The following is a 21,704-nucleotide window of genomic DNA, read 5'->3' on the forward strand; positions in this document are numbered from 1 at the left end:
CACCGTCGCTCACGCCGCCACCGACTGCTGTTGTTGATTGAGCAGCGGCACGGCGCGTACCGAGTTGCCGGGTTGCAGTTGCAGGCGTTTGGCGGTGAGGCGGTCGACGATCAGGCTGTTGCCCACCTGCCTGGCCTGGGCGGCGGTGATGCGGCAGTTCTCCAGGCGACGGTTATGGATCAGCCACACCGGGGCCTGCTCGTCGGGTGTGCCGATGGCCAGCAGCAGCGGTTGGCTGTCGCGCACGGCACGAATATTCGAGACCGGGGCTTCGATCACCGGGCCGGCGTCGAAGATGTCGATGTAACCCTTATGGGCAAACCCTTCGGCGGTGAGGATTTTCAGCGCCGGTTCAGTGTTCGGGTGCGCCTTGCCGATCACGGCCTGGGCCTGTTCGGTAAGCAGGCAGGTGTAGAGCGGTTGGCGTGGCATCAGTTCAGCGATGAACGACTTGCTGCCCAGCCCCGACAAGTGATCGGCGTGGTTGAAATCCATCTTGAAGAAGTGCCGGCCCAGGCTGTCCCAGAACGGTGAACAGCCATGTTCGTCGGCGCTGCCACGCAGTTCGGCGATGAGTTTGTCGCCGAACAGGTGCGGAAACTCGGCAACAAACAACAAACGCCCCAACGACAGCAATCGACCGTTACTGCCGTGGCGTTGATCGGGTCGCAGAAACAGCGAGCAAATCTCCGATTGGCCGGTCATTTCATTGTTCAGGAACAACGTCGGAATCTGTCGCCGGATACCCAGGTCCGGTGACGAACTGACCGTAAGCCCGACCCGGTAGTTGTACCAGGGCTCACGCAGGCCCACGGCGCCCACCAGGGCACTGACGCCCACCAGTTGCTGATCGTCGTCTTCGAGCACGAAGAGGTAATCGGCATCGGCGCGTTCGACCTGTTCGGCGAAGGTTCGTTGGGCCCAGCGCACCCGGTGGGTCAGGCGTTCCTCGTTGGCCGGCAGGGTGGTGAAGCCGGGGCCAGCCTGGTGCACCAGGTTCAGCAAGGCGGGCAGGTCGGTGACGTGAACCGGGCGGACAATCATGATGCAACTCCTTCTGCACGCCCGCTCGGGCGCTGTCGTTGGGCGCGGGGCCGGGTGATGCTCACAGGGCGATCAGCCGGATCGGGCTGCCTTCGGTCACGTTCAGGGCGGCGCACATCTCGGCGCTCAACCCCACAGGTTGCCCGGCCTGGTAATCCAGATCGGCGACGATGGCGCGATAGTCCTTCAGCGAATCGTTGCTCACCAGATAGCTGCCACGGGCATCGATCTGCGAGCCCGGTTCCGCCGTGCCGGTCTGGCTCTGGGCGATGGAGCGGATGCCGGGAGTGCGTGCATACAGCGTCGGACCGCCGTCGAACAGGTCGATATAGCTGTTGGTTTCGAAGCCTTCGCGTTCGAGGATATCGAAGGCTTCCTGGCCATCGGGGTGGATGCGGCCGATGCTGTCCTGTGCAGCCTGGGGCAGCATCGGCACGTAGATTGGGTATTGAGGCATCAGTTCGGCGAGGAAGGTTCGGCTTTCCAGGCCGCAAAGCCGCTCGGCCTCGGCGTAGGGCAGGTCGAAGAAGTGCTTGCCCACGGCATCCCAGAACGGCGAGTGCCCTTCATCGCTGCTGAAGCCGACGATCTCTGTAATGACGGCTTCGGCAAAGCGCCGCGAGTGGGCGGCGATGAACAACAGCCGTGCCCGGGACAGCAGTTCAGAGAACCGTGTTCGCACCAGCGCTGCGTCAATATGAAAACCTCGCAGCAAGGTATGGCCGCTGAGGTCGTGACACAACGACAGCGCGGGCACGCCGTGCTCGATGTTCAGCTCCCGCGAGGCGCTGGTGAAATGCCGGTTGCGCAGGCTGTAGAACGGCTCGCTGAAACCGGCGGTGGCAAGGATCTCCGAGCAACCCACCAAACGCTCTCGGGTCAGATCTTCCAGCACGAAGAAATAGTTCTCCGGGCCATGACCCTCAACGTCTTTTTCGAATGAGGCGCAGGAATCGAGAATCTTCTCGCGCAGGCATTCGGTGTCGTCCGGCAAGGACGTGACGCCTACCAGACTGTCGCGCGCCAGTTGCTGCAACTGGGGCAGGTCGGTTAACTCGACTGGGCGTAAGACCAGCATGGATGCACTCCTGTATCAAAGGGTTCGGCGGTTGGCACCGAACCTGACTATCACTGTCGGTTTCCACGCGTTAAATCGGCGGTCGCCTGATTTTTTGTCAGACGCCGCTCTTTTTCTTGTCAGCCGTTGCTTGGGTCGGGCAGTACCGTGCGGGTGCCCACCTTGTTGAGTACAAACAGGTAGACCAGGCCCAGGGCAATCCAGATCAGACCGAGTTTCTGTGCATCGACGCCCATGTTGTACATGATCGCCGCGACGATGATGAAGCCGATCGCCGGGCAGATCAGGTGACGGATCACCTGGCCGGATTTCTGCCGACGCCAGTAGTAGTTGATGACCGTCAGGTGCAGCAACATGAAACCGCTCAGTGCGCCGAAATTCACCAGCGAGGTGAGGGTGTCCACCGAGTTGATGAACAGGTAGCAGATCACCAGCGACAGCACGGCCACCAGGTAGATGCTCACATACGGCGTGTTGTGTTTGGGGTGAACCTTGGCCAGTACCTTTGGCAGCTTGCCGTCCCGGGCCATGCCGAACAGCAGACGAGACACTGCCGCTTGGGAGGTGATTGCCACCGCAACACCCCAGGCCAGCGCAGTAGCCACGGCGGTCAGGATGGCCAGCCAGCTGCCGGCCGCGAGTTCAGCGATTTCATAAAAAGCCGTGTCAGCCGATTTGAAACCCATGCCGGCCGCCAGATCTGTCGCAATCCAGGTCTGCACGACGAAGATCACACCCATGACCACCAGCGTGATCAGCGCGGCCTTGCCGACGCTGCGGCCCGGGTCACCCTTGATCTCTTCGGCGAGGGTGGAAATCGCATCGAAACCGAGGAACGACAGCACCGCAATCGACACCGCTTGCATCAGCAGGGCGAAGTTGAACGTCTCGGGGTTGTACAACGGCGCCAGTGTCAACTGACCGTTACCGCCGCCACTGTGCAGCGCGTTCCAGGCGTAGAACAGGAAGATCCCCAGCACCACCAGTTGCGCCAGCAGAAAGATGATGTTCATTCGCGCGGTGAAGGTGATGCCCCGCAAGTTGACGAACGTCGCGCTGACCAGGAAGGCCAGGATGAAACCGACCTTCGGAATGTCCGGGTACAAATGATTCAGGGCCATGGCCGCGTACACATACAGCAGCGGCGGAATCAGCAGGTAATCGAGGAGCATCAGCCAACCGGCGATAAACCCTACGTGCTGGTTCAGGCCCCGTTGCGCGTAGGAGTAAACCGAACCGGCAATCGGAAAGGCCCGAGCCATGCTGCCGTAACTCAGGGCAGTGAAGAGCATCGCCACCATGCCGATGATGTAGGCCAGCGGTACCAGCCCCGGTGCCTCGGCGTTGACGTAGCCATAAACACCAAACGGTGCGATGGGGATCATGAAGATCATCCCGTACACCACCAGGTCGGTCAGCGACAGGCTGCGTTTCAACTCTTGCTTGTAGCCGAATTCTTCTATTTCCATGAAGCCGTTCTCCTTGATATGAACGCAGCTACAAGCTGCGAGTTTGAAGCGATTCCTTTACAGCAGCGGTGCCAGGTATTCGGTAAAGCGACTGACGTCTTCAGGCGTGCGCAGCAGGTCGTTGCGCACCTCGATCAACACCGACTCCAGGCCGCGTGCATCGCCGTGGACCGGCACGGTCATGTCGCCCAGGGGGTTGATTTTGTACGGCTCATTACCGGCAACTTTCAATGGGTGCTGGCTCAAGCCATCGATCAAACGCTGGGCATATTCCTTGGCCTCTCTATACAACACGCCAACTTCAAGCGCGCGGGGCTGGCCGTGATAGACCGGCGTGAAACTGTGAATTCCCACCACCCGCACCGGCCGCCCTTCAGCGACACGTTCGTCGATCAAGTCTGTCAGACGCGAGTGAAACGGCTCGAACAGGGTTTGCCGACGGTACTCGCGGGTGGCTTCGTCCAGATCCCGATTTCCTGGTACCTGATAAATCTCGCTCTGCGCCGGAATGCTGTCCGGCGCTTGGCGCGGTCGGTTGAGGTCGACCAACAGTCGCGAATAATTGGCCGCCAACAAGGTTGCGCCCAGTGCCTGGGACAAGCCCTCGGCCAACGCCAGGGCACCGATGTCCCAGGCGATGTGCTCGCGGGCCGCCTCGTGACTCAGGCCCAGGTCATTTAACCCGGCCGGAATAAAACGGCTGGCGTGCTCGCACACCAGAATCAACGGGTGGCCAGAATCTTCCCGGCTCAAGGTGTACGCGGGCTCGGTGTATAGACCGAGCTCAGCGGATTCAGTACAGGCGCGCATAGTGCTCACAGCGTTCGGCGGGCGACAGCTGTTCCGTCAGCGTCAGTTCCTCGGTTTTAAGGGCAAAGTAGGTGTCCAGCAACGCGCTCGGCAGGGCTTCAATCAGTGCCTCGCTGTTGCGCAGGCAGTCCAGGGCCTGGGCAAGGGACGCGGGCAGGGCGACGATGCCGCGCGCCTGGCGTTGCTCTTCGTTCAAGGAGTCGGGGACTTCATCGGTGATTGCATTCAAGGCCAGGCGTTGCTCGATGCCCAGCCGACCGGCAATCAGCAGCGCGGCCATGGCCAGGTGCGGCGAGGACGTCGCGTCCATGGCGCGAAATTCCAGGTTGTATTGCGACGCCACCGATTTTCCGCCCAGGCTTGTCGTCGGGCAGATTCGCAGCGCCGCTTCGCGGTTGCGTTGCCCGAGGCACGCGTAGGACGCGCTCCAGTGATGAGGCTGCAAACGCTCGTAAGACACCGGCGTCGGCGCGGTAAACGCACAGAGTGCGGGCAGGTGATGCAGGATGCCGGCGGCCCAGTGCTGGCCGAGGGTCGACAAGCCATTGGTGGTGCCGGCGTCGTACATCACCGGTTGGCCAGACAGGTCCAGCAGGCTGATGTGCAGGTGCACGCCGTTGCACACCGCGTGCTCCGAGGTCTTGGGCGCGAAGCTCAACGCCAGGCCCATTTGCCGGGCGATCTCTCGGGTGATTTCACGAACGTTCACCGCGCGGTCGGCAGCGGCCACACCCAGGGTCGGGCGACAGGTGATTTCGTATTGATGCTTGCCGTACTCGGGCAGGAACATTTCTGGCTCGACGCCACCGGCACGCAGGGCGCTGAGCAGCCAACCGCCAAACTCGGCACCCTGACGCTGGGCTTGCAGAGAAAACGCCAGGTGTTCAACGTCGCCGGTGTTCAAGTTGAATTCATGCTCGAACGCCGCATTGACCTGCAAGCCCAACTCGGCGCGATAACGCTCTACCTCGTCGCGCAACACCGTACGCGGGCAGGCACCCCATGGGCGGCCATCGGTTTCGCGAATGTCACTGTGAATAAAATCCAGCGCCGGAGCGTTGGCATCCGGGCCGTTACTGACCGTCACTCGGCTGGGCAGATCGGGCATCAGCCGCAAATCGCCATAAGCGCCCCACGGGTTGGCGTAGGCGATGATGTCTTGCGGGGTCAGCGCACTGTTGGCCGGCACCCAGCCACACCCCGTCCTTTGATAGTGCTCGAGTTCGTCCGTGGGAAAGGAGCGCCCGCGTGTCACGCCGATCAGGTCGGTGGTGACGAGGGTGGTCATGGGCAGTGGCAACAGGCGCTCGCTCATGGCTGCATCTCCTGCAACCGGCCGAGCACAGTCTGGGTGTCGGTGATCCAGCAGTAACCCTTGATTGCATTCAGGCAGGCCTGATGCCGCGCGGGTGTGTAAGTCGCGCAGGCATCTTCCACCAGCGTTACCAGGTAGCCGCGGTCCGCGGCGTCACGCACGGCCATGTCCACGCACTGGTCGGTGACGATGCCGGCGATGATCAGATGCCGCGTCCCGAGGTTACGCAGCACGTAGTCGATGTGGGTGGAGTTGAAGACCCCGGACGAGGTCTTGGGCAGCACGATTTCGTTTTCTGCCGGGGTCAGGTCGTCGATGATCCGCGCTTGCGGGCTGCCCTTGGGCAAGTGCATGTCCGAGAGTTTGTGGTCCAGCGAGCGGTCGCGGCCGTCGGCGGTGAGGCTTTCGATGATCGTGTGCAGCACGTTTTGCCGGGCGCTGCGAAAGGCGCTGAGCAGCCGGCGTTGATTGGGCACCACCTGCATGTGGGTGCGGGTCAGGAAGTACTCGGCGTCCGGTCCGTTGAGGTGCGGGTCGAACTGCGGTTCAAGCCAGGCGCGTTGCATGTCCACCAGCAACAGCGCGGTGTGATCGGTGACGAATGGCAAATCCCGGGGCGAGTGGTGGGGGAGCGTGAACATCCTTATTTATCCTCCAGCAGGTGGGTATCGAAGTCGGTCCGCAGGGCGTCGATGCCTTCCAGGCGATCGGCCAGATCCGGGCTGCGCAAGGTCAGGCAGGCAATCAGCGCCTCGACCTGGGCCAGCGCCGGAACCAGGGTGTCGAAGGCCGATACCGACTCCACCGGCGCACTGATAATCAGGTCGGCCATTTCCCGCAACGGTGAAGCATAGATGTCGGTAAACAACACTACGCGTGCATATCGACTTTTCGCCGCATTGGCCACGCGCAGGGCCTGTGACTGGTAGCGGCGATAGTCGAACACCAGCACCACGTCCTGACGCTGCACGTCGAACAATCGATCGGGCAGTTGCGCGTTGTCTTCCAGGGCGAAACAGCCTGGACGCAGCAAGCGCAGGTGGTTAAGCAAGTAATTGGCGAGGAAACTGCTGAAGCGCCCCCCGAAGCAATGCACGTGATGGCGGGTGTCGAGCAGCCATTCCACCAGAATCCGCACATCTTCGGATTGGGTCAGCGCATGGGTGTCCGCCAGCGCTCGATGGCTGTCCGCCAGATAATGGCTCCAGGCGTCGCCTTTCTGAAGATGAGAGCGAGGCTGCAACAGGGCGCTGGGGGAGCGGAGGCGGTGGTCCATGTCGCTGAGCAGGGCATCCTGGAAATCGGCATAACCGCTGAAACCCAGTTTTTTGACCAGTCGCACGATGGTGGGATCGCTGACACCGGCATGTTCGGCCAAACGTGACATCGGGCCCAGTCCGTTACGCGGATACTGGTCCAGCAAGGCACGGATGACTTTGCGTTCCGACGGCGTAAGGTCCAGGCCGGGATCGGTGATCAGGTCTCTGAGAGAAGGCATCCGGGCTCCTGCTGGATGGATATGTTGGTTTCATTTCATAAATTGCTAAAACAGTATTTATGTAGCGGACTCTACATGTCTAGTGAATTTTTCAATGGTTTTTTAAAGCCCCAAAATAGAGCGAAAACCCCGTGAGCCGTGGGCTACATGGAAGTCGACTGAGCTTGTAGGCCATCGCCCATAGTGGTGTCGGATATCGCCGATTTTTTCAGGTGTGTGTGAGTTAGAACCCATGTTTGCTGGATCAAACGAAACGCCCTGGATCGCGCTTCTTGCGGCACAATTGGGCAATTGTTTGCGGCGTGTTGCCGTTTTCCATTCCATCGACAGAGTGATCCTTCGTGCAGGCGACCCGTTTGACCCTGATGTGCCACGCTCGAACCGTCGCACAGAAATTGGCGTGTTTTCCTACGAATGAGCCAATAGAGATGGATTGGCAATTGGCAAGGGGATCGCGTCGTGCTCAGTTCAAGGGGACGCCGCGACTGGTGTGTGGACCTGAACTGCGAACCCGGCAAACCGCCGAGTTGTTCGGCAGCGACGTGGAGATTGTCGAGGCATTGAGGGATTGCGATTTCGGGCTCTGGAACGGCGTACGGATCGACGATCTGCAAAAAACCGCAGCCGAAACGCTGCAGATCTGGCTCGATGACCCGAATTCGGCGCCCCACGGTGGCGAGTCGGTGGTGCAACTCGGTGAGCGGGTGGCCGCTTGGCTGAAAACGCTGGAGGCAACACCGGGGCACATCGTTGCCATCACCCATCCATTTGTCATGCGCGCCGCGCTGACGCAGGTGCTGCAAGGCGCGGCGTTCAACCTGATCGACGTTGAACCGCTGTCGGCCATCGAGTTGCGGTTCAACGGCCGCTGGCGCCTACGCTTGCTGGGCACGGACCTTGAGGGAACACGTTGATGAAAAAACTTCTGGTCATTGGCATCGGTGCCGGCAACCCCGACTACATCACGATGCAAGCCGTGAAAGCGCTGAACCTCGTCGACGTGTTTTTCCTCATGGACAAGGGCCAGAGCAAAGACAAACTGATCGACCTGCGCCGCGAGATCTGCGAGCGCTACATCACCGATCGCGACTACCGTTTCATTGAAGCCCACAGCCCGGAGCGCGAACGCGGTGATGTGGACTACAGGGCCAGCGTGGAAGACCTGAACCTGGCCAAACAGCAGACCTTCGAACGGTTGATCAACGAGGAAATGACCGACGACCAGTGCGCCGGTTTTCTGGTCTGGGGCGACCCGGCGTTGTACGACAGCACCATCCGGATCTTGCAGGCGATTCTGGCTTCGGGTCGGTGCGTCTTCGAATTTGACGTGATCCCCGGCATCACCAGTGTTCAGGCGTTGGCGGCGCAGCATAAGGTGCCGCTGAACCGCATTGGCCGTTCGATTGAAATCACCACGGGTCGACGGCTGGCGGCGGCGCAGGTGAGCGATGCCGACAGCCTGGTGGTGATGCTGGATGCAGAAGATTCCTACCTTCGAGTGGCGGACCAGGAGACGGAGATTTACTGGGGGGCCTACCTGGGGACGCCGGATGAAATCCTGATCAGCGGCAAGCTCAAGGATGTGGCGGATGAGATCGAACGGGTGCGCAAGGCTGCTCGGTTGGAGAATGGGTGGATTATGGATACGTATCTGTTGCGCAAGCCTTGATGAAATTGGTGTCTGGGCTGACGCCTTCGCGAGCAAGTCGGATCGCCGCACCGCCGCTCCCACAGTAGACCGCGTCCGTCCAGACAACTCGGTCAACTGTGCGAGCTTGCTCGCGATGAGGCTCTAAAGAACACCTCAAATTATTGCTTTAACCTCCCGCCCAAAACGCTCCCGATACACCGACGGCGGCACCCCTACCACGCCGCGAAACGCCACCCGAAAACTCTCCACCGAGCGATAACCGCAGCGTTGGGCAATCTGGTCGGTGTTCTGGCTCGTACTCTCAAGCAGCTCGCGGGCCCGGCCCAGGCGTTCGTGCTGTAACCAGGCTTTGGGCGGCATGCCGGTGGCTTCAGTGAAGCGGCGCAGAAACGTCCGTTCACTCATGGCCGCCTCACTCGCCAGCTCGCGAACCTCCAGCGGTTCATGCAAACGCTCGCGTGCCCACTGCATGACGCGGGACAAATCGCTACGCGGCGTAGGACTGACCGGTGTCGGAATGAACTGCGCCTGGCCGCCGGTGCGTTGCGGCGACATCACCAGCCGTCGCGCCACCGAGTTGGCCACCTGCGTACCGAAGTCCCGCGCCACCAAGTGCAGGCAGGCATCGATACCGGCAGCGCTGCCGGCCGAGGTGATCAGTTGACCTGAATCGACATAGAGCACGTCCGGATCGACCAGAATGTTCGGAAAACGCTCGGCCAACTCAGCGGTGTAGCGCCAGTGCGTGGTGGCGCCGCGACCGTCGAGCAAACCGGTGGCCGCCAGCACGAACACGCCCGAGCAGATCGACAGCAGCCGCGCACCCCGCTCATGGGCCTGGCGCAGGGCCGCGATCAATGCCTCAGGCACCGGGGCGCTGCGATCACGCCAGCCGGGAATGATGATGGTCCGGGCGTCCTCGAGCAGTTCCATGCCGCCATCGGCCAGCACCTGAATGCCGCCCATGGCGCGCATTGGGCCTTGATCGACGGCGGCGATCCGGTGCTCGTACCAAGGGAAGTCGAACTCCGGCCGTGCCAGGCCGAAGATCTCCACAGCGATGCCGAATTCGAATGTACAGAGGCCGTCGTAGGCCAGAATTGTGACCAATCCAGGGGTGGGCTGCATTTGGCGGAAAGTTCCCGGTGAGTGTCTTGTGCGCCACTGTAGCCGCAAGCGTCGGGCGGATAAAGTCTTCTCACACCCACCGAGACTTTGGAGTACAGCCCATGACCAGCCTGGTCCGCGAGATTCCCGCCGCCCCATCGGCCATCGCCCTGATGCATTTCAGCAACCGTCTGACCTTCGAAACCGACTGTTCCGACGTCCACTGCAGCCAACAGGCCTGCGAAGTGGATTTTGTCCTGGTGGACGTGCGCGGCCCGCTCGCGTTCGAGCGTGGCCATGTGCCGGGAGCGATCAATATTCCGGGGCGACTGCTGACCGCTGAAAGTCTGGCGGCCTACCCGAAAACCAGCGTGTTCGTGGTGTATTGCGCCGGGCCCCACTGCAACGGTGCCAACAAGGCTGCCGTGAAACTGGCGGCGCTGGGTTACCCGGTCAAGGAAATGATCGGCGGGGTGACCGGGTGGCTGGATGAAGGGTTTGAGTTGAGTGTTGCGGTGCAACGGCCTGCCAGCACCGTGATCGGTTGCGAATGTTGATGTAGTCGAAAAGATCGCAGCCTCGTTTCACTCGACAGCTCCTACAGGTCTACGCGATCCCCTGTAGGAGCTGTCGAGTGAAACGAGGCTGCGATCTGTTGATATTGCTTCTAAACGGATGCCCACCACCCATCCAGCGTCGCCTGCAACCACTCGAACACGGTTGCGTAGGCGGCGCTGTCCTGTTGACCCCGGGGCAGCGGTGACTCGTCGGCAAAGTGATCATTGAGCGTTGCCACCGATTCAGCCGTCCACTCCGGATGAAACTGCAACCCCACCCGCGTCGGCCCGACGCGATACATCTGCTGCTCGCACTGATCACTGCTGGCCAGCAACTGTGCGTTTGGCGGCAGGTCGATGGCGTCTTCGTGCCATTCCAGCACGTTCAGAGGCTGACCATCGACGAACGTCACGCGAGTCCAACCGGTTTCTGTTCGATCCATCCGCCGCACCTTTCCGCCCAGGCTCTGCGCCAGCAACTGCGCCCCCAGGCAAATCGCAAACACCGCCGCGCCTTGATCCAGACTGCCCGCCAACCACTGACGTTCGGCTTCCAGCCAGGCCGGCCCGCCGTTGGATTCATAAGGCCCGCCCAACAGGATCACGGGGGCTGCACTGACTGGCGGCAACTGGCCGAGGTCGGCGCGAAAGACGTTCAGGGTCAAACCTCGGGACGCAGCCCACGTGGCAATGGCGCCGGGACCTTCGGCGGGGTGGTGTTGGATCAGGTTCAACGTGGGCATAAGGGCTCTCTTGTAGTTTTTGCTTGTAGGTTTTGTCTGAAAAAAGGGCTTGTCCTACAGTCTTTGCACCGGCTTGGCGCGCGCTTCAAGGGGCTCGAATCCGTCGGCCACTTTTTTATAAGTATTTGTCGCTTAAACACAATTTGCCCTCCTTGCGCCGCTCTAGACTGCCGGCCACTTCGGTGCTCTCCAATCGGAAGCAGCTACCGAAAGCTGCCAATAAAAGCCTTCGCATACAGGAGTTATAAATGAAGAAGCTAGTGATGTTCGGTGCTCTGGCACTGTCGATGTTGTCCCTGACGGCTATGGCCGAAGACGCCAAGCCGATCCGCCTCGGTATCGAAGCCGGTTACCCGCCATTCTCGATGAAAACCCCTGATGGCAAACTCACCGGCTTCGACGTGGACATCGGCGACGCGCTGTGCGAGCAGATGAAAGTGAAGTGCACCTGGGTCGAGCAAGAGTTCGACGGCCTGATCCCGGCGCTGAAGGTCAAGAAAATCGACGCGATCCTGTCGTCCATGACCATCACCGACGATCGCAAAAAGAACGTCGACTTCACTATCAAGTACTACCACACCCCGGCGCGCTTCGTGATGAAGGAAGGCACCGACATCAAGGACCCGCTGACCGAACTCAAAGGCAAGAAAGTCGGTGTGCTGCGCGCCAGTACCCACGACCGCTTCGCCACTGAAGTGCTGGTGCCGGCCGGTATCAATCTGGTTCGCTACGGCTCCCAGCAGGAAGCCAACCTGGACATGGTCGCCGGTCGTCTCGACGCGATGCTGGCCGACTCGGTCAACCTGGACGACGGTTTCCTGAAAACCGACGCCGGTAAAGGCTTCGCTTTCGTCGGCCCGACCTACGAAGACGCCAAGTACTTCGGCGGCGGCGCTGGTATTGCTGTGCGCAAGGGCGATACCGCCCTGGCAGAGAAATTCAACACCGCCATCACCGAAATCCGCGCCAACGGCAAGTACAAGCAAGTGCAAGACAAGTACTTCAACTTTGACGTTTACGGCCAGTAATCACGCCGTTCAAAAAAGTGGCAACCGTTGACGCGGTTGCCACTTTTTTTATGTGATTTATCCTGCGACATACATCCCATGTAGGAGCTGCCGGAGGCTGCGATCTTTTGATTTTCTGCAGTTTCATTGCCGCTAAAGATCAAGATCTAAAGATCGCAGCCTTCGGCAGCTCCTACGCTCAGCGATCCTGAGCACCGATAGCTACAGGAGCACCCCATGCAACGCATCGATCATTCACTGCCCTGGAGCCACCTAGGCACCGAACGCACCCTCAGCGTGTTTCGTTATGGCGCGGGCACTCGCAAGGTCTACATCCAGGCCAGCCTGCACGCTGATGAACTGCCGGGCATGCGCACGGCGTGGGAACTGAAAAAGCGTCTGGCCGAACTCGAAACCCAGGGTCAGTTGCAGGGCGTGATCGAACTGGTCCTGGTGGCCAATCCCATCGGCCTCGATCAACACCTGCAAGGCAGCCACATGGGCCGCTTCGAGCTGGGCAGCGGCAAGAACTTCAACCGCTCCTTCGTCGAACTCAGCGCACCGGTGGCCGAGTTGATCGGCGATCGGTTGGGCCGTGATGCGGCTGCCAACATTGCGCTGATTCGCCAGACCATGGGCCAGGTACTCGACGGCTTGCCGGCACCGGCCTCGCAGCTTGAAGCCATGCACCGCTTGCTGCTGCGCCACGCCTGCGATGCCGACATCACCCTCGACCTGCATTGTGATTTCGACGCGGCGATTCATCTGTATGCCTTGCCGCAACACTGGCCGCAGTGGCAATCCCTGGCAGCGCGTTTGAAGGCTGGGGTGGCGTTGCTCTGTGAAGAATCCGGCGGCAGCTCATTCGATGAGTCGTGTTCAACGCCGTGGTTGCGTCTGGCAAGGGCTTTCCCTGAGGCCGCGATCCCGCCGGCCAACCTGGCGACGACGCTGGAGCTGGGCAGCATGGGTGATACGCGAGTCGATCAGGCGCAGGCCAATTGCGAGGCGATTCTCGGGTTTCTCGCCGAGCAGGGTTTCATCACAGGTACTTGGCCTGCGGCCCCGAGCGAATGCTGTGAAGGTATGCCGTTCGAAGGCACCCAATACCTGTTCGCACCGCATCACGGGGTCGTCAGTTTCCTGCGCGATTCGGGTGAATGGGTGGAGAAGGGGGATGCGCTGTTTGAAGTGGTCGACCCGCTGAATGATCGGGTCACGACCGTTTGCGCGGGGACCAGTGGCGTGTTGTTTGCGATTGATCGCGGGCGCTATACACAGCCGGGCACCTGGCAGGCGAAGGTCGCGGGGCGCGAGCCGATTCGGGTCGGGAAGTTGATTAACGACTGAGGATCTTAGTCGTTTTCGAGGCCGCCTTCGCGAGCAAGCCCGCTCCCACATTTCATCTCAGTCGGACACGAAATTTGTGTACACAGGAGATTCAATGTGTGTGCGGGCTTGCTCGCGAAGAGGCCCTATGAAGCGGCGATGATGTCCAGCCGATCATCGACATCCCGATTCACAGTGTTAGGCTCTCCCCCGAATCCTGCGCTCTGTGAAGGAAGGTTTATGTTGAAGTTTCTCGCTCTGCTGACACTCCTGGCGTCCGCCGCCGTCCACGCTCAAACCCCGCTGCAAACCGATCTGCCGCTCAAGTACCTGGAGCAGGCCCACCCCGAATCGCGTAATCAGCCCCTGGTGATTTTCCTCCACGGTTTTGGCAGTAACGAGGAGGACCTGTTCGACATCAAGGATGAATTGCCCGCGTCATACAACTACCTGTCGGTACGCGCACCGATGGTGATGGAGGAGGACAGTTACAAGTGGTTTCGCGAGAAGGGTAACGCTGCCTACAACGGTGAGACCGATGATCTGAAGTCCAGCGGCCAGGTGCTGCAGGATTTCGTCGCACAGGCGGCGAAGAAATATCACACCGAACCGAACAAGGTATTCCTGGTGGGTTTCAGCCAGGGCGCGATCATGTCCTATGAGGTGGCCCTGCGTCATCCCGAGGCGGTGGGCGGGATCGCGGCGTTGAGCGGACGGATTTTGCCGGTGCTCCAGTCCGAACTGAAACCGGATGAAAAGCGCCAGAAGCTGGCGATTTTCATCGGTCATGGCACTGCGGACAAACGCCTTCCGTACATTGACGGCACGGACGCCGACAGCCTGTTGCAGAGCCTGTCACTCAAGCCTGAATTTCATGCCTACCCTGGCGTCGGTCACAGCATCAGTGCCAACGAGATGCAGGACTTGAGCGCCTGGTTGCAGCGTCTCAATCCCTGATGCTTACTTGCCGGTGACGATCTGTTTGACCAGCGTCTCGTGGCCAGCATTGTCGCTGAGGCGGGAAATCACCTGAACGATCGCCATGCGCGTGTTGGACGCGGCCATCACTGTGGTGTCGAGGGTTTTGCCGCCGCCCTGGGTGGCGGTACTGTCGATCTGCCGCAGCCCCAGGCCAGTGCCTTTCTGGGTCAGGCTTTTTTCACTGAGCTTGGTGAAGTCCGGCAGCGCCGTGGCTTGTTCGGTGGCGAAGTCAGACGCCGCGGAGTCGAGGAATTGACCGTCGTTGTCTTTGACATTGAGGCCGCCGGGGATGGTGTTTTCAGCGGCGATCACGACGGTTTTAGTCGCCTGATTGGTGTACATGGTGCCCGTTGCCCCGGCGGTGCCGGTGGCCGCGTCGCCGGCAGGCAGCGGGTTGGCGATGAAACCTTTGGGCAGGGTGAACGTGAACTTGCCGCCGAGCATCGAGACTTTCTGTGCGGGCGCGGTATCGCTGGCAGTGGCCTTGGCGGCCTGCGCATTCAGCGCTCCCAGACTGGCAACCGCCGTCAACAACAGGACAACGGTTTTTTTACTCAACAATGACATTCAGAAACTCCAGGGGATGGTCGGTCTCGCGGTGGGGGGCGATCATCCCATGGAGGTTACGGCGCATTCCAGCGCAGTCTAACGGACGGTCACGTTCCTTTGGCTACTTATGGACCCGCTCCAACCAACCGCTGCTGGGCGTCATCGGCCTGAAACGGCCACTCACCGCACGCATCGACGGCGCCACCAGCGAGGTCAACCTGCTCAACGAACATGGCATCACCACCGTCTTCAATTCCTACGGCACCGGCCTGCGCTTATGGGGCTACCGCACCGCGGCATGGCCCAGCGTCACCCACATGCGCAACTTCGAAAACGTGCGCCGCACTGATCTCCGATTCTTGCCGGTGCTCGCTGGTATTTGGTCGATTTCTGTCGGTCGCTACCGGCAGAAATCGGCCAAAAGCGGCCACTAAGGAGCTGACTGTCGGTACTCAAGATCCAAATGCCTCATACAGGCGCATCAGACGTCACACTACGTGGGTTATCGGGACCTTTACGAGCCGGCTGTTTGCGCCGGGTTTCACGGGGGACTTAGCGTAAGCGTCCGGCGAAGTCACCTACCCGATCCCAGCGATAAGGGCGATGTTGTCCACTTAAAAATACGTGGACACTATCGCCCCTATCATCAGGGTTGCCATGCGCCAAAGAACCTCTTACTCCAAACCCTTTAAAGCCCAGATCGTCCAAGAATGCCTGCAACCTGGCGTGTCGATGGCCAGCGTGGCCCTGCGTCACGGCATTAACGCCAACCTGGTTCGAAAGTGGATACCTGCTTATCGTGATCATCAGGCGCCAGCGTTGGCTGCTTTTGTTCCGATGAAACTTGCGTCCGCAACCCGGCCCGATCAGCAGATGTCGGTCAACATCGAGGTTCCTTTCGGGCAGCAAAAACTCACTGTGAAGTGGCCATCCTCAGATCCTGACGGGTGTGCTCGTTTTGTCCGTGAGCTTGCCAAGTGATCCGCATCGACGCCATCTGGCTAGCCACCGAGCCCATGGATATGCGCGCAGGTACCGAGACCGCGTTGGCCAGAGTGATTGCAGTATTCGGTGCGGCGAAGCCGCACTGTGCTTATCTCTTTGCCAATCGACGTGCTAACCGAATGAAAGTCCTGGTTCATGACGGGATTGGTGTTTGGCTGGCTGCACGGCGTTTGAACCAAGGCAAATTCCACTGGCCAGGCATTCGGCAAGGCTGCGAGATGGAGCTAGATACCGAGCAACTTCAGGCCTTGGTATTAGGTCTGCCTTGGCAGCGTGTTGGCGCTGCCGGCACAATCACACTGCTTTAAAAACTGTAATTAGATTCTTGGCTTACTACCGCAAGCGATCTGCTTTGGTAAAATCCAAGGCATGACTTCTTCGCCCAATCTCGATCAGATGACCCCCGACCAACTGCGTGCATTTGCTGCGCAGTTGATGTCGAAGGTCGACACCATGGGCAGAAAGACCCACCGCGATCAAACCATCATCGAACAGCTGACCCACGAGATCGCCATCCTCAAGCGGCACAGGTTTGCCAAGCGCAGCGAGCAGATCAGCCCTGAGCAAGGCAACTTGCTCGACGACCTGCTCAACACAGATCTTGAGGCTATCGACGCCGAGTTGAAGGCCCTCCGACCAGCTCCCGCTCCAGAAGAGAAACGCCAGCAACCCAAGCGCGCGCCGCTACCACCGCAGTTTCCACGCACCGTAATTCATCACGAACCGGAAAACACCCAGTGCGCCTGCGGCTGCCAACTTCAGCGCATCGGCGAGGACGTCAGCGAGAAGCTGGATTACACTCCGGGCGTGTTCACCGTCGAACAGCATGTGCGTGAAAAATGGGCCTGCCGTCAGTGCGAAACACTGATCCAGGCACCGGTGCCGCCCCAGGTAATCGACAAGGGAATACCTACAGCAGCTCTGCTCGCTCATGTAATGGTGGCGAAATTCGCCGACCACTTGCCGCTGTACCGGCAGGAGAAAATCTTTGGCCGCGCCGGCTTAGCCATCGCGCGTTCAACTCTCGCGCAATGGGTTGGACAGACCGGTGTACAGCTTCAGCCATTGGTTGATGCCTTGCGAGAAGCTGTTCTGGCCCAACGAGTTGTCCATGCCGACGAAACTCCGGTGCAGATGCTTGCGCCCGGAGAGAAGAAAACTCACCGCGCTTATGTCTGGGCTTACTGCACCACGCCGTTCTCGGCGCTTAAGGCAGTGGTTTATGACTTCAGCCCGAACCGCGCCGGTGAGCATGCACGTAACTTCCTCGGCTCGTGGAACGGCAAGCTGGTGTGCGACGATTTTGCTGGCTACAAGGCCGGTTTCGAGAAGGGCATGACCGAAATTGGTTGCATGGCCCACGCACGCCGCAAGTTTTTCGATCTGCACGTGGCAAATAAAAGCCAGCTGGCGGAACAGGCACTGCACTCGATTGGCGGTTTGTACGAAGTTGAGCACCAAGCGCGGGACATGAGTGATGAGGATCGCTGGCGGATACGGCAAGAAAAAGCGGCGCCGTTAGTGAAAGCACTGCACGACTGGATGTTGACCCAGCGCGATCTTGTGCCCAACGGATCAGCGACGGCAAAGGCCTTGGATTACAGCCTTAAACGCTGGATAGCGCTGACGCGCTACCTGGACGATGGGGCTGTGCCCATCGACAACAACCAGGTAGAGAACCAGATCCGGCCGTGGGCCCTTGGGCGTTCGAATTGGTTATTTGCCGGATCGCTACGCAGCGGAAAACGGGCGGCTGCGATCATGAGTTTGATCCAGTCGGCGCGATTAAATGGACATGATCCATATGCCTACCTGAAGAATGTTCTCATGCGACTGCCGACGCAGCGGGCGAATGAAATTACCGAGCTGCTGCCGCATAAATGGGCGTCCGTTTAACCACGCGGGTGCATGGGGCGCTTAGCTAACGTAGCGAACTTTCTGATTGGCCAAATCCTACGATTTACTGCTGCGTTGGCATGCTGCGGTCTGTGTCGTAACGGCCATGATTTAGGTCGTATTTGGATGCACCTCAATCTTACCGGTCAGTATAGTCAACTCCGTCCCGATGCCGGAGTGCCTTAAATTGGACAATACCCGTGAGCGCTTGATTGACTCAGCGCTGAAGCTGTTTCTGTCACAAGGTATATACATTACTGGTGTGATGGCCATCGCCGCGATGGCGGGTGTTACCAAGATGACGCTCTACAGCCATTTCCCCTCCAAGGATGCGCTGATAGTGGCTTGCCTTGAGGAACGTGACCGACGCTGGCGTGAAGAGGTAGCGCGCACCTTGGCAGGGCATCCTGACCCGGTCAGTGGCATGCTCGCGTTTTTCGATTTGTATCAACGCTTTCTTTTGCAAGATAGCGGGCGCGGGTGCCTGTTTGTCAACAGCGCGGCTGAATTCCCCCAGTTTAGCCACCCTGTGCATTTGGCAGTGAGCAGGCATAAGCAAGGGATACGCGAAAATCTTACTGCATTGGCCATGAGCGCCGGTATAAGCGACCCTGACGTAGTTGCTGAGGGGCTGTTTATCTTACTGGAGGGCAGTTTTGTCAGCGGCGCCATGCGCCAGGACTTACGGGTATTCGACACTGCCCGCCACGTAGCTCATTGCTGGATCCGGAAGCAGGGCCAGCAGGAGCAGAGCGTATGACCCTAGGCCTATTAGCGGCCATTGCCGCCACTTTTTCCTGGTCGCTGCTCTACATCTTTCCGGGGTTGGTCGGCGATTACAGCCTTTTTGATCTGGCTGTGGTGAGCTATGCCTTTGCCGGTTTAGGTAGCCTGCTAGTGCTGTTTGTTTACCGTAGCGAAGTGCGGCAATTGCGACTGAGCGACTGGGCCTGCGCCGCACTGCTGGGCTTCTTGGGATACATCGGTTACTTCTTTCTGATTACCACTGCGGTCTTGGCAGCTGGGCCGGTGATCCCTCCGGTGATGATGGGGTCAGTACCGATCGTGCTCGCGATTGCCGGCAACATGCGAAGCTCCAGCGTGCCCTGGCGCGCCATTGCCGGGCCACTGTTGCTCGCGGCATTGGGTATAAGTTTGGTCAATCTGAGCGTGTTTGATTTTAGCAGCGCAACGGTGGTGCTCCCGACCGATTCGATACTGCTTGGGCTGCTCGCATCGTTAATGGCAATTGGATTTTGGACTGGTTTTGGATTGTTAAATGAAAGTGCTTTGGCTCAACGCCCAAGCATATCTCCCATGTTGTGGTCAGCCATGCTGATCTTCATGTGCAGCGTCGAAATGCTGGCCTTCATCCCAGTTGGGCTGTACTTGAAACTGTCCCACTTCGCTAGCCATCCGAGCGGGTTAGCAGGTACTCAGGCGCTAATAATCTGTGGGTTAATTCAGGGGTTAGGGGCCACCCTTGCAGGTGCTTGGGCATGGTCAATCGCAACTCGGCGCCTACCTCTGGCTCTAAGCGGACAATTGATCGCCAGCGAAACCATTTATGCAACTACGATGGGCCTGCTCATCAACCAACGCTGGCCCTCTCCTATGGAAGCGCTTGGGACAGGGTTGCTATTCGTAGGGGTGGTGTGGGCAATTCACACCTTTTATCGCAGGCAAACACGCCTCGAAACGCATGGTGGGATAACTGACCTTAGCCAAAACTAATGCGAATGTGCCGGTATCGGCATTTCAGGTGTCCGCTTTGGATTGATTTGGCATCATTGCCCTAAGTGCTGGGGTCGGGAAGGTGTGTTGGGCGGACGGTTACGACTTAGCTGCTGGTCTTGCTGGCGCTTTTGTGGCGACAGCCTTAGGCGCGATGGTCGAACTCAGCCTTAGTCGACGTGGCTAGTGGACTGGCTCACTTTAATGTTGCGATCTTCGGCGAAATGCCGTTAAAAGAATAGAACAACACCACTGACTAACGGACTTGGTTGAAATTACCTGCTCTGGATCTTGACATCGTGGAAAACGTATGGAGAAATGCAGGGGTCGCTAGATTCTGTGAAATGCTAGGAATAGATAATGGGCGATTTAGTAAAATTTCCAGGGAGCGCGAAAAGCAAAGCCGTCCAAGCGGATCCGATTACACCGAGTGCGCTTGTAAGAAAAATGCTTGTTCCTGGCTATGCCTCTGAGGAACTAGACACGGTAGCTCACATTAAAGGTTATCTAGCCTCCAGAAAAATTAAATTTTCTTCGACTAGCAAATTTGTATCGATTGAAAAGTCGGCGCGCAAACATACACTGATTTTTGTCAAACAAAAAATCGTGGTCGTTCTATTTTCCCCAAAAGGAAAAATTGAGTTGCCACCGGAATGGAATAAGATTGTTATAAAATTCGACTCTGACCGTCAGGTGATCGATTACTCATCCATGATAATTAACGCTATAGAGGAGCAAAAAAATGGCTGAACCTAAAGCAGCAACTTCGGTCGCAAATCCAGCAAGCCAGAACGCACAGAGGGCTTATAAAAAGCTGGACGATCTTTGAACTGTGATAAGACCCCGGGCGGAGATGGGTTCTGCCCTGGGTATTTTTTGACGTTTTGCGAAACGCTTTTGAATGATCGCAGTTCATCACTAGCCGCTTTCGTCCCGATTGCATGCACTGCGGAATTTTTTACTTCACCTGCTCTTCCAATTTCTCAGAAGCCAATGAGCATACGATTTTCGAAGCGACGCACGCTGATGCCTCTCCCTTATCCAGGTAGTGAAGCGCAATAAACGCAATACCCACAGGGATACCGACTTGTTGCAACCGATCCTCGTAATTTGCGGTAGGCGCACTGTAGTATTTCCCACTCAAGTCGCGCGAGTCGAACCACTCGTGAAAAAACCGGTTGAACTTGTATCTGGGCGCTCAGACCAAACCGTCGAGCAGCCTCAGCGCCGTTTGTCTGAATTATTCCCCCCTGACCTTGGTCATTACTTTGACGACGCGTATGGGGCTAGGCCGCACCTAATCAATGTAGATACTTTCTTTTGGGTGCATATAAAAGCTTCGGACCACACACCCTAAAACTACCGACTGGCCTAGTTGGCAGAGCGCTTTGTTCATAGATGCCGTCGACCTAAGTTCATGAACGAAGAGCCGGCGAACGGCCAACCTGTTTTCAAGTATTTGATCCTGTTGCATACGGTCATTCCCACAGACCTATTGCAGTCCGTCGGTGTACCGTATCCGCTCCATGAACTCCACATTCCAAGCGGATAGCTGACGGCTGATGCTGTGCTCCCGATTTCCATCAGGAGCCCATCACCATGATGCGTCCCAATGCCAGCGTTGAAAAAGTGTACCTCTACCCAAAGCCTGTCGATTTGTATCCGCTCCATGAACTCCACATTCCAAGCGGATAGCTGACGGCTGATGCTGTGCTCCCGATTTCCATCAGGAGCCCATCACCATGATGCGTCCCAATGCCAGCGTTGAAAAAGTGTACCTCTACCCAAAGCCTGTCGATTTTCGAAAGTCCATCGACGGCCTGGCTGCATTGGTCGAACTGGACATCAAAGTTGCGGTGTTCGACCCTGTGCTTTTCGTCTTTCTAAATCGCCACCGCAACCGCGTCAAAGTGTTGTACTGGGAGCGCAAC

Annotated in this window: 24 protein-coding genes; 14 read left to right on the forward strand and 10 right to left on the reverse strand. The window is 58.6% G+C overall.

From position 1 onward, the window contains the following. Window positions 1–9: 9 nt before the first annotated feature. The 7 genes from astA to CUN63_RS24805 all read right to left on the reverse strand — a co-directional run bounded on the left by astA (window position 10) and on the right by CUN63_RS24805 (window position 7,214). The gene (gene astA / locus CUN63_RS24775; RefSeq protein WP_129443305.1) at window positions 10–1,044 is read right to left on the reverse strand and encodes an arginine N-succinyltransferase; all 1,035 of its coding nucleotides are present in this window, start codon (window positions 1,042–1,044) and stop codon (window positions 10–12) included. 61 nt (window positions 1,045–1,105) lie between these two features. Beyond that, window positions 1,106–2,122, reverse strand: a complete 1,017-nt coding sequence (locus tag CUN63_RS24780) for an arginine N-succinyltransferase (protein ID WP_129443307.1) — start codon at window positions 2,120–2,122, stop codon at window positions 1,106–1,108. Between the two features lie 119 nt (window positions 2,123–2,241). Continuing rightward, the gene (locus tag CUN63_RS24785) at window positions 2,242–3,591 is read right to left on the reverse strand and encodes an APC family permease (RefSeq protein ID WP_129443309.1); all 1,350 of its coding nucleotides are present in this window, start codon (window positions 3,589–3,591) and stop codon (window positions 2,242–2,244) included. A 57-nt stretch (window positions 3,592–3,648) separates the two neighbouring features. Continuing rightward, on the reverse strand, window positions 3,649–4,401 hold the full coding sequence (locus CUN63_RS24790) for an N-formylglutamate amidohydrolase (RefSeq protein WP_129443311.1): 753 nt from the start codon (window positions 4,399–4,401) through the stop codon (window positions 3,649–3,651). Further along, window positions 4,385–5,716: a glutamine synthetase family protein gene (locus CUN63_RS24795; protein ID WP_129443313.1), complete on the reverse strand. Its 1,332-nt coding sequence runs from the start codon at window positions 5,714–5,716 to the stop codon at window positions 4,385–4,387. The genes CUN63_RS24790 and CUN63_RS24795 overlap by 17 nt, the downstream gene beginning before the upstream one ends. After that, the gene (locus CUN63_RS24800; RefSeq protein ID WP_129443315.1) at window positions 5,713–6,357 is read right to left on the reverse strand and encodes an isochorismatase family cysteine hydrolase; all 645 of its coding nucleotides are present in this window, start codon (window positions 6,355–6,357) and stop codon (window positions 5,713–5,715) included. Before CUN63_RS24800 ends, CUN63_RS24795 begins: the two co-directional genes overlap by 4 nt. A gap of 2 nt (window positions 6,358–6,359) precedes the next feature. Continuing rightward, window positions 6,360–7,214 (reverse strand): MurR/RpiR family transcriptional regulator, encoded by an 855-nt coding sequence (locus CUN63_RS24805; protein ID WP_129443317.1) that lies wholly within the window; start codon window positions 7,212–7,214, stop codon window positions 6,360–6,362. 341 nt (window positions 7,215–7,555) lie between these two features. Between CUN63_RS24805 and CUN63_RS24810 the strand changes: the two genes are divergently transcribed. Then, window positions 7,556–8,128 (forward strand): histidine phosphatase family protein, encoded by a 573-nt coding sequence (locus tag CUN63_RS24810; protein ID WP_129443319.1) that lies wholly within the window; start codon window positions 7,556–7,558, stop codon window positions 8,126–8,128. After that, entirely contained in the window at window positions 8,128–8,883 is a 756-nt protein-coding gene (gene cobF, locus CUN63_RS24815) for a precorrin-6A synthase (deacetylating) (RefSeq protein WP_129443321.1), read from the forward strand. Before CUN63_RS24810 ends, cobF begins: the two co-directional genes overlap by 1 nt. Before the next feature lie 135 nt (window positions 8,884–9,018). On the opposite strand, the gene ftrA is transcribed toward cobF, so the two are convergent. Further along, window positions 9,019–9,993 carry a transcriptional regulator FtrA gene (gene ftrA, locus CUN63_RS24820; protein ID WP_129443323.1) on the reverse strand — a complete coding sequence of 325 codons (975 nt, stop codon included), beginning with the start codon at window positions 9,991–9,993 and terminating at the stop codon, window positions 9,019–9,021. Between the two features lie 101 nt (window positions 9,994–10,094). Here ftrA and CUN63_RS24825 point away from each other — a divergent pair, with 101 nt between their 5' ends. Beyond that, window positions 10,095–10,529 (forward strand): rhodanese-like domain-containing protein, encoded by a 435-nt coding sequence (locus CUN63_RS24825; protein WP_129443325.1) that lies wholly within the window; start codon window positions 10,095–10,097, stop codon window positions 10,527–10,529. Window positions 10,530–10,639: 110 nt separating this feature from the next. Here CUN63_RS24825 and CUN63_RS24830 read toward each other — a convergent pair whose 3' ends face one another. Continuing rightward, the gene (locus CUN63_RS24830) at window positions 10,640–11,272 is read right to left on the reverse strand and encodes a type 1 glutamine amidotransferase (RefSeq protein WP_129443327.1); all 633 of its coding nucleotides are present in this window, start codon (window positions 11,270–11,272) and stop codon (window positions 10,640–10,642) included. Window positions 11,273–11,520: 248 nt separating this feature from the next. Between CUN63_RS24830 and CUN63_RS24835 the strand changes: the two genes are divergently transcribed. The 3 genes from CUN63_RS24835 to CUN63_RS24845 all read left to right on the forward strand — a co-directional run bounded on the left by CUN63_RS24835 (window position 11,521) and on the right by CUN63_RS24845 (window position 14,565). Further along, window positions 11,521–12,300: an ABC transporter substrate-binding protein gene (locus CUN63_RS24835; protein ID WP_129443329.1), complete on the forward strand. Its 780-nt coding sequence runs from the start codon at window positions 11,521–11,523 to the stop codon at window positions 12,298–12,300. 216 nt (window positions 12,301–12,516) lie between these two features. Then, a complete protein-coding gene (locus CUN63_RS24840; protein ID WP_129443331.1) occupies window positions 12,517–13,629 on the forward strand; it encodes a succinylglutamate desuccinylase/aspartoacylase family protein in 1,113 nt (370 codons plus the stop codon). 219 nt (window positions 13,630–13,848) lie between these two features. Then, window positions 13,849–14,565: an alpha/beta hydrolase gene (locus CUN63_RS24845; protein WP_129443333.1), complete on the forward strand. Its 717-nt coding sequence runs from the start codon at window positions 13,849–13,851 to the stop codon at window positions 14,563–14,565. 3 nt (window positions 14,566–14,568) lie between these two features. On the opposite strand, the gene CUN63_RS24850 is transcribed toward CUN63_RS24845, so the two are convergent. Next, window positions 14,569–15,156 (reverse strand): hypothetical protein, encoded by a 588-nt coding sequence (locus CUN63_RS24850; RefSeq protein ID WP_129443335.1) that lies wholly within the window; start codon window positions 15,154–15,156, stop codon window positions 14,569–14,571. Here CUN63_RS24850 and CUN63_RS32385 point away from each other — a divergent pair. The 8 genes from CUN63_RS32385 to tnpB (CUN63_RS24890) all read left to right on the forward strand — a co-directional run. After that, window positions 15,150–15,572: a hypothetical protein gene (locus CUN63_RS32385; protein ID WP_256657589.1), complete on the forward strand. Its 423-nt coding sequence runs from the start codon at window positions 15,150–15,152 to the stop codon at window positions 15,570–15,572. The two genes, CUN63_RS24850 and CUN63_RS32385, sit on opposite strands and share 7 nt — an antisense overlap. Before the next feature lie 223 nt (window positions 15,573–15,795). Next, the gene (locus tag CUN63_RS24860) at window positions 15,796–16,119 is read left to right on the forward strand and encodes a transposase (RefSeq protein ID WP_129443336.1); all 324 of its coding nucleotides are present in this window, start codon (window positions 15,796–15,798) and stop codon (window positions 16,117–16,119) included. Then, window positions 16,116–16,451, forward strand: coding sequence for an IS66 family insertion sequence element accessory protein TnpB (gene tnpB / locus CUN63_RS32390; RefSeq protein ID WP_165353280.1), 336 nt, complete (start codon window positions 16,116–16,118; stop codon window positions 16,449–16,451). The genes CUN63_RS24860 and tnpB (CUN63_RS32390) overlap by 4 nt, the downstream gene beginning before the upstream one ends. Window positions 16,452–16,512: 61 nt before the next feature. Beyond that, entirely contained in the window at window positions 16,513–18,039 is a 1,527-nt protein-coding gene (locus CUN63_RS24870; RefSeq protein WP_129443338.1) for an IS66 family transposase, read from the forward strand. Window positions 18,040–18,226: 187 nt separating this feature from the next. After that, entirely contained in the window at window positions 18,227–18,799 is a 573-nt protein-coding gene (locus tag CUN63_RS24875; protein ID WP_129443340.1) for a TetR/AcrR family transcriptional regulator, read from the forward strand. Continuing rightward, a complete protein-coding gene (locus CUN63_RS24880; protein ID WP_129443342.1) occupies window positions 18,796–19,773 on the forward strand; it encodes a DMT family transporter in 978 nt (325 codons plus the stop codon). The genes CUN63_RS24875 and CUN63_RS24880 overlap by 4 nt, the downstream gene beginning before the upstream one ends. A 360-nt stretch (window positions 19,774–20,133) precedes the next feature. Then, the gene (locus CUN63_RS24885; protein WP_129443344.1) at window positions 20,134–20,523 is read left to right on the forward strand and encodes a hypothetical protein; all 390 of its coding nucleotides are present in this window, start codon (window positions 20,134–20,136) and stop codon (window positions 20,521–20,523) included. 995 nt (window positions 20,524–21,518) lie between these two features. After that, the coding region (gene tnpB / locus CUN63_RS24890; RefSeq protein WP_129445152.1) for an IS66 family insertion sequence element accessory protein TnpB at window positions 21,519–21,704 on the forward strand (186 nt) is incomplete at its 3' end.

The sequence above is a fragment of the Pseudomonas sp. ACM7 genome, from assembly GCF_004136015.1.
GTDB lineage: Bacteria > Pseudomonadota > Gammaproteobacteria > Pseudomonadales > Pseudomonadaceae > Aquipseudomonas > Aquipseudomonas frigoris.

Bases quoted from the DNA above. Each gene is read 5' to 3' on its own strand.
- astA (WP_129443305.1), bottom strand. From the start codon at position 1,044: ATGATTGTCCGCCCGGTTCACGTCACCGACCTGCCCGCCTTGCTGAAC.
- CUN63_RS24780 (WP_129443307.1), bottom strand. From the start codon at position 2,122: ATGCTGGTCTTACGCCCAGTCGAGTTAACCGACCTGCCCCAGTTGCAG.
- CUN63_RS24785 (WP_129443309.1), bottom strand. From the start codon at position 3,591: ATGGAAATAGAAGAATTCGGCTACAAGCAAGAGTTGAAACGCAGCCTG.
- CUN63_RS24790 (WP_129443311.1), bottom strand. From the start codon at position 4,401: ATGCGCGCCTGTACTGAATCCGCTGAGCTCGGTCTATACACCGAGCCC.
- CUN63_RS24795 (WP_129443313.1), bottom strand. From the start codon at position 5,716: ATGAGCGAGCGCCTGTTGCCACTGCCCATGACCACCCTCGTCACCACC.
- CUN63_RS24800 (WP_129443315.1), bottom strand. From the start codon at position 6,357: ATGTTCACGCTCCCCCACCACTCGCCCCGGGATTTGCCATTCGTCACC.
- CUN63_RS24805 (WP_129443317.1), bottom strand. From the start codon at position 7,214: ATGCCTTCTCTCAGAGACCTGATCACCGATCCCGGCCTGGACCTTACG.
- cobF (WP_129443321.1), top strand. From the start codon at position 8,128: ATGAAAAAACTTCTGGTCATTGGCATCGGTGCCGGCAACCCCGACTAC.
- ftrA (WP_129443323.1), bottom strand. From the start codon at position 9,993: ATGCAGCCCACCCCTGGATTGGTCACAATTCTGGCCTACGACGGCCTC.
- CUN63_RS24825 (WP_129443325.1), top strand. From the start codon at position 10,095: ATGACCAGCCTGGTCCGCGAGATTCCCGCCGCCCCATCGGCCATCGCC.
- CUN63_RS24830 (WP_129443327.1), bottom strand. From the start codon at position 11,272: ATGCCCACGTTGAACCTGATCCAACACCACCCCGCCGAAGGTCCCGGC.
- CUN63_RS24835 (WP_129443329.1), top strand. From the start codon at position 11,521: ATGAAGAAGCTAGTGATGTTCGGTGCTCTGGCACTGTCGATGTTGTCC.
- CUN63_RS24840 (WP_129443331.1), top strand. From the start codon at position 12,517: ATGCAACGCATCGATCATTCACTGCCCTGGAGCCACCTAGGCACCGAA.
- CUN63_RS24845 (WP_129443333.1), top strand. From the start codon at position 13,849: ATGTTGAAGTTTCTCGCTCTGCTGACACTCCTGGCGTCCGCCGCCGTC.
- CUN63_RS32385 (WP_256657589.1), top strand. From the start codon at position 15,150: ATGACATTCAGAAACTCCAGGGGATGGTCGGTCTCGCGGTGGGGGGCG.
- CUN63_RS24850 (WP_129443335.1), bottom strand. From the start codon at position 15,156: ATGTCATTGTTGAGTAAAAAAACCGTTGTCCTGTTGTTGACGGCGGTT.
- CUN63_RS24860 (WP_129443336.1), top strand. From the start codon at position 15,796: ATGCGCCAAAGAACCTCTTACTCCAAACCCTTTAAAGCCCAGATCGTC.
- CUN63_RS24870 (WP_129443338.1), top strand. From the start codon at position 16,513: ATGACTTCTTCGCCCAATCTCGATCAGATGACCCCCGACCAACTGCGT.
- CUN63_RS24880 (WP_129443342.1), top strand. From the start codon at position 18,796: ATGACCCTAGGCCTATTAGCGGCCATTGCCGCCACTTTTTCCTGGTCG.
- CUN63_RS24885 (WP_129443344.1), top strand. From the start codon at position 20,134: ATGGGCGATTTAGTAAAATTTCCAGGGAGCGCGAAAAGCAAAGCCGTC.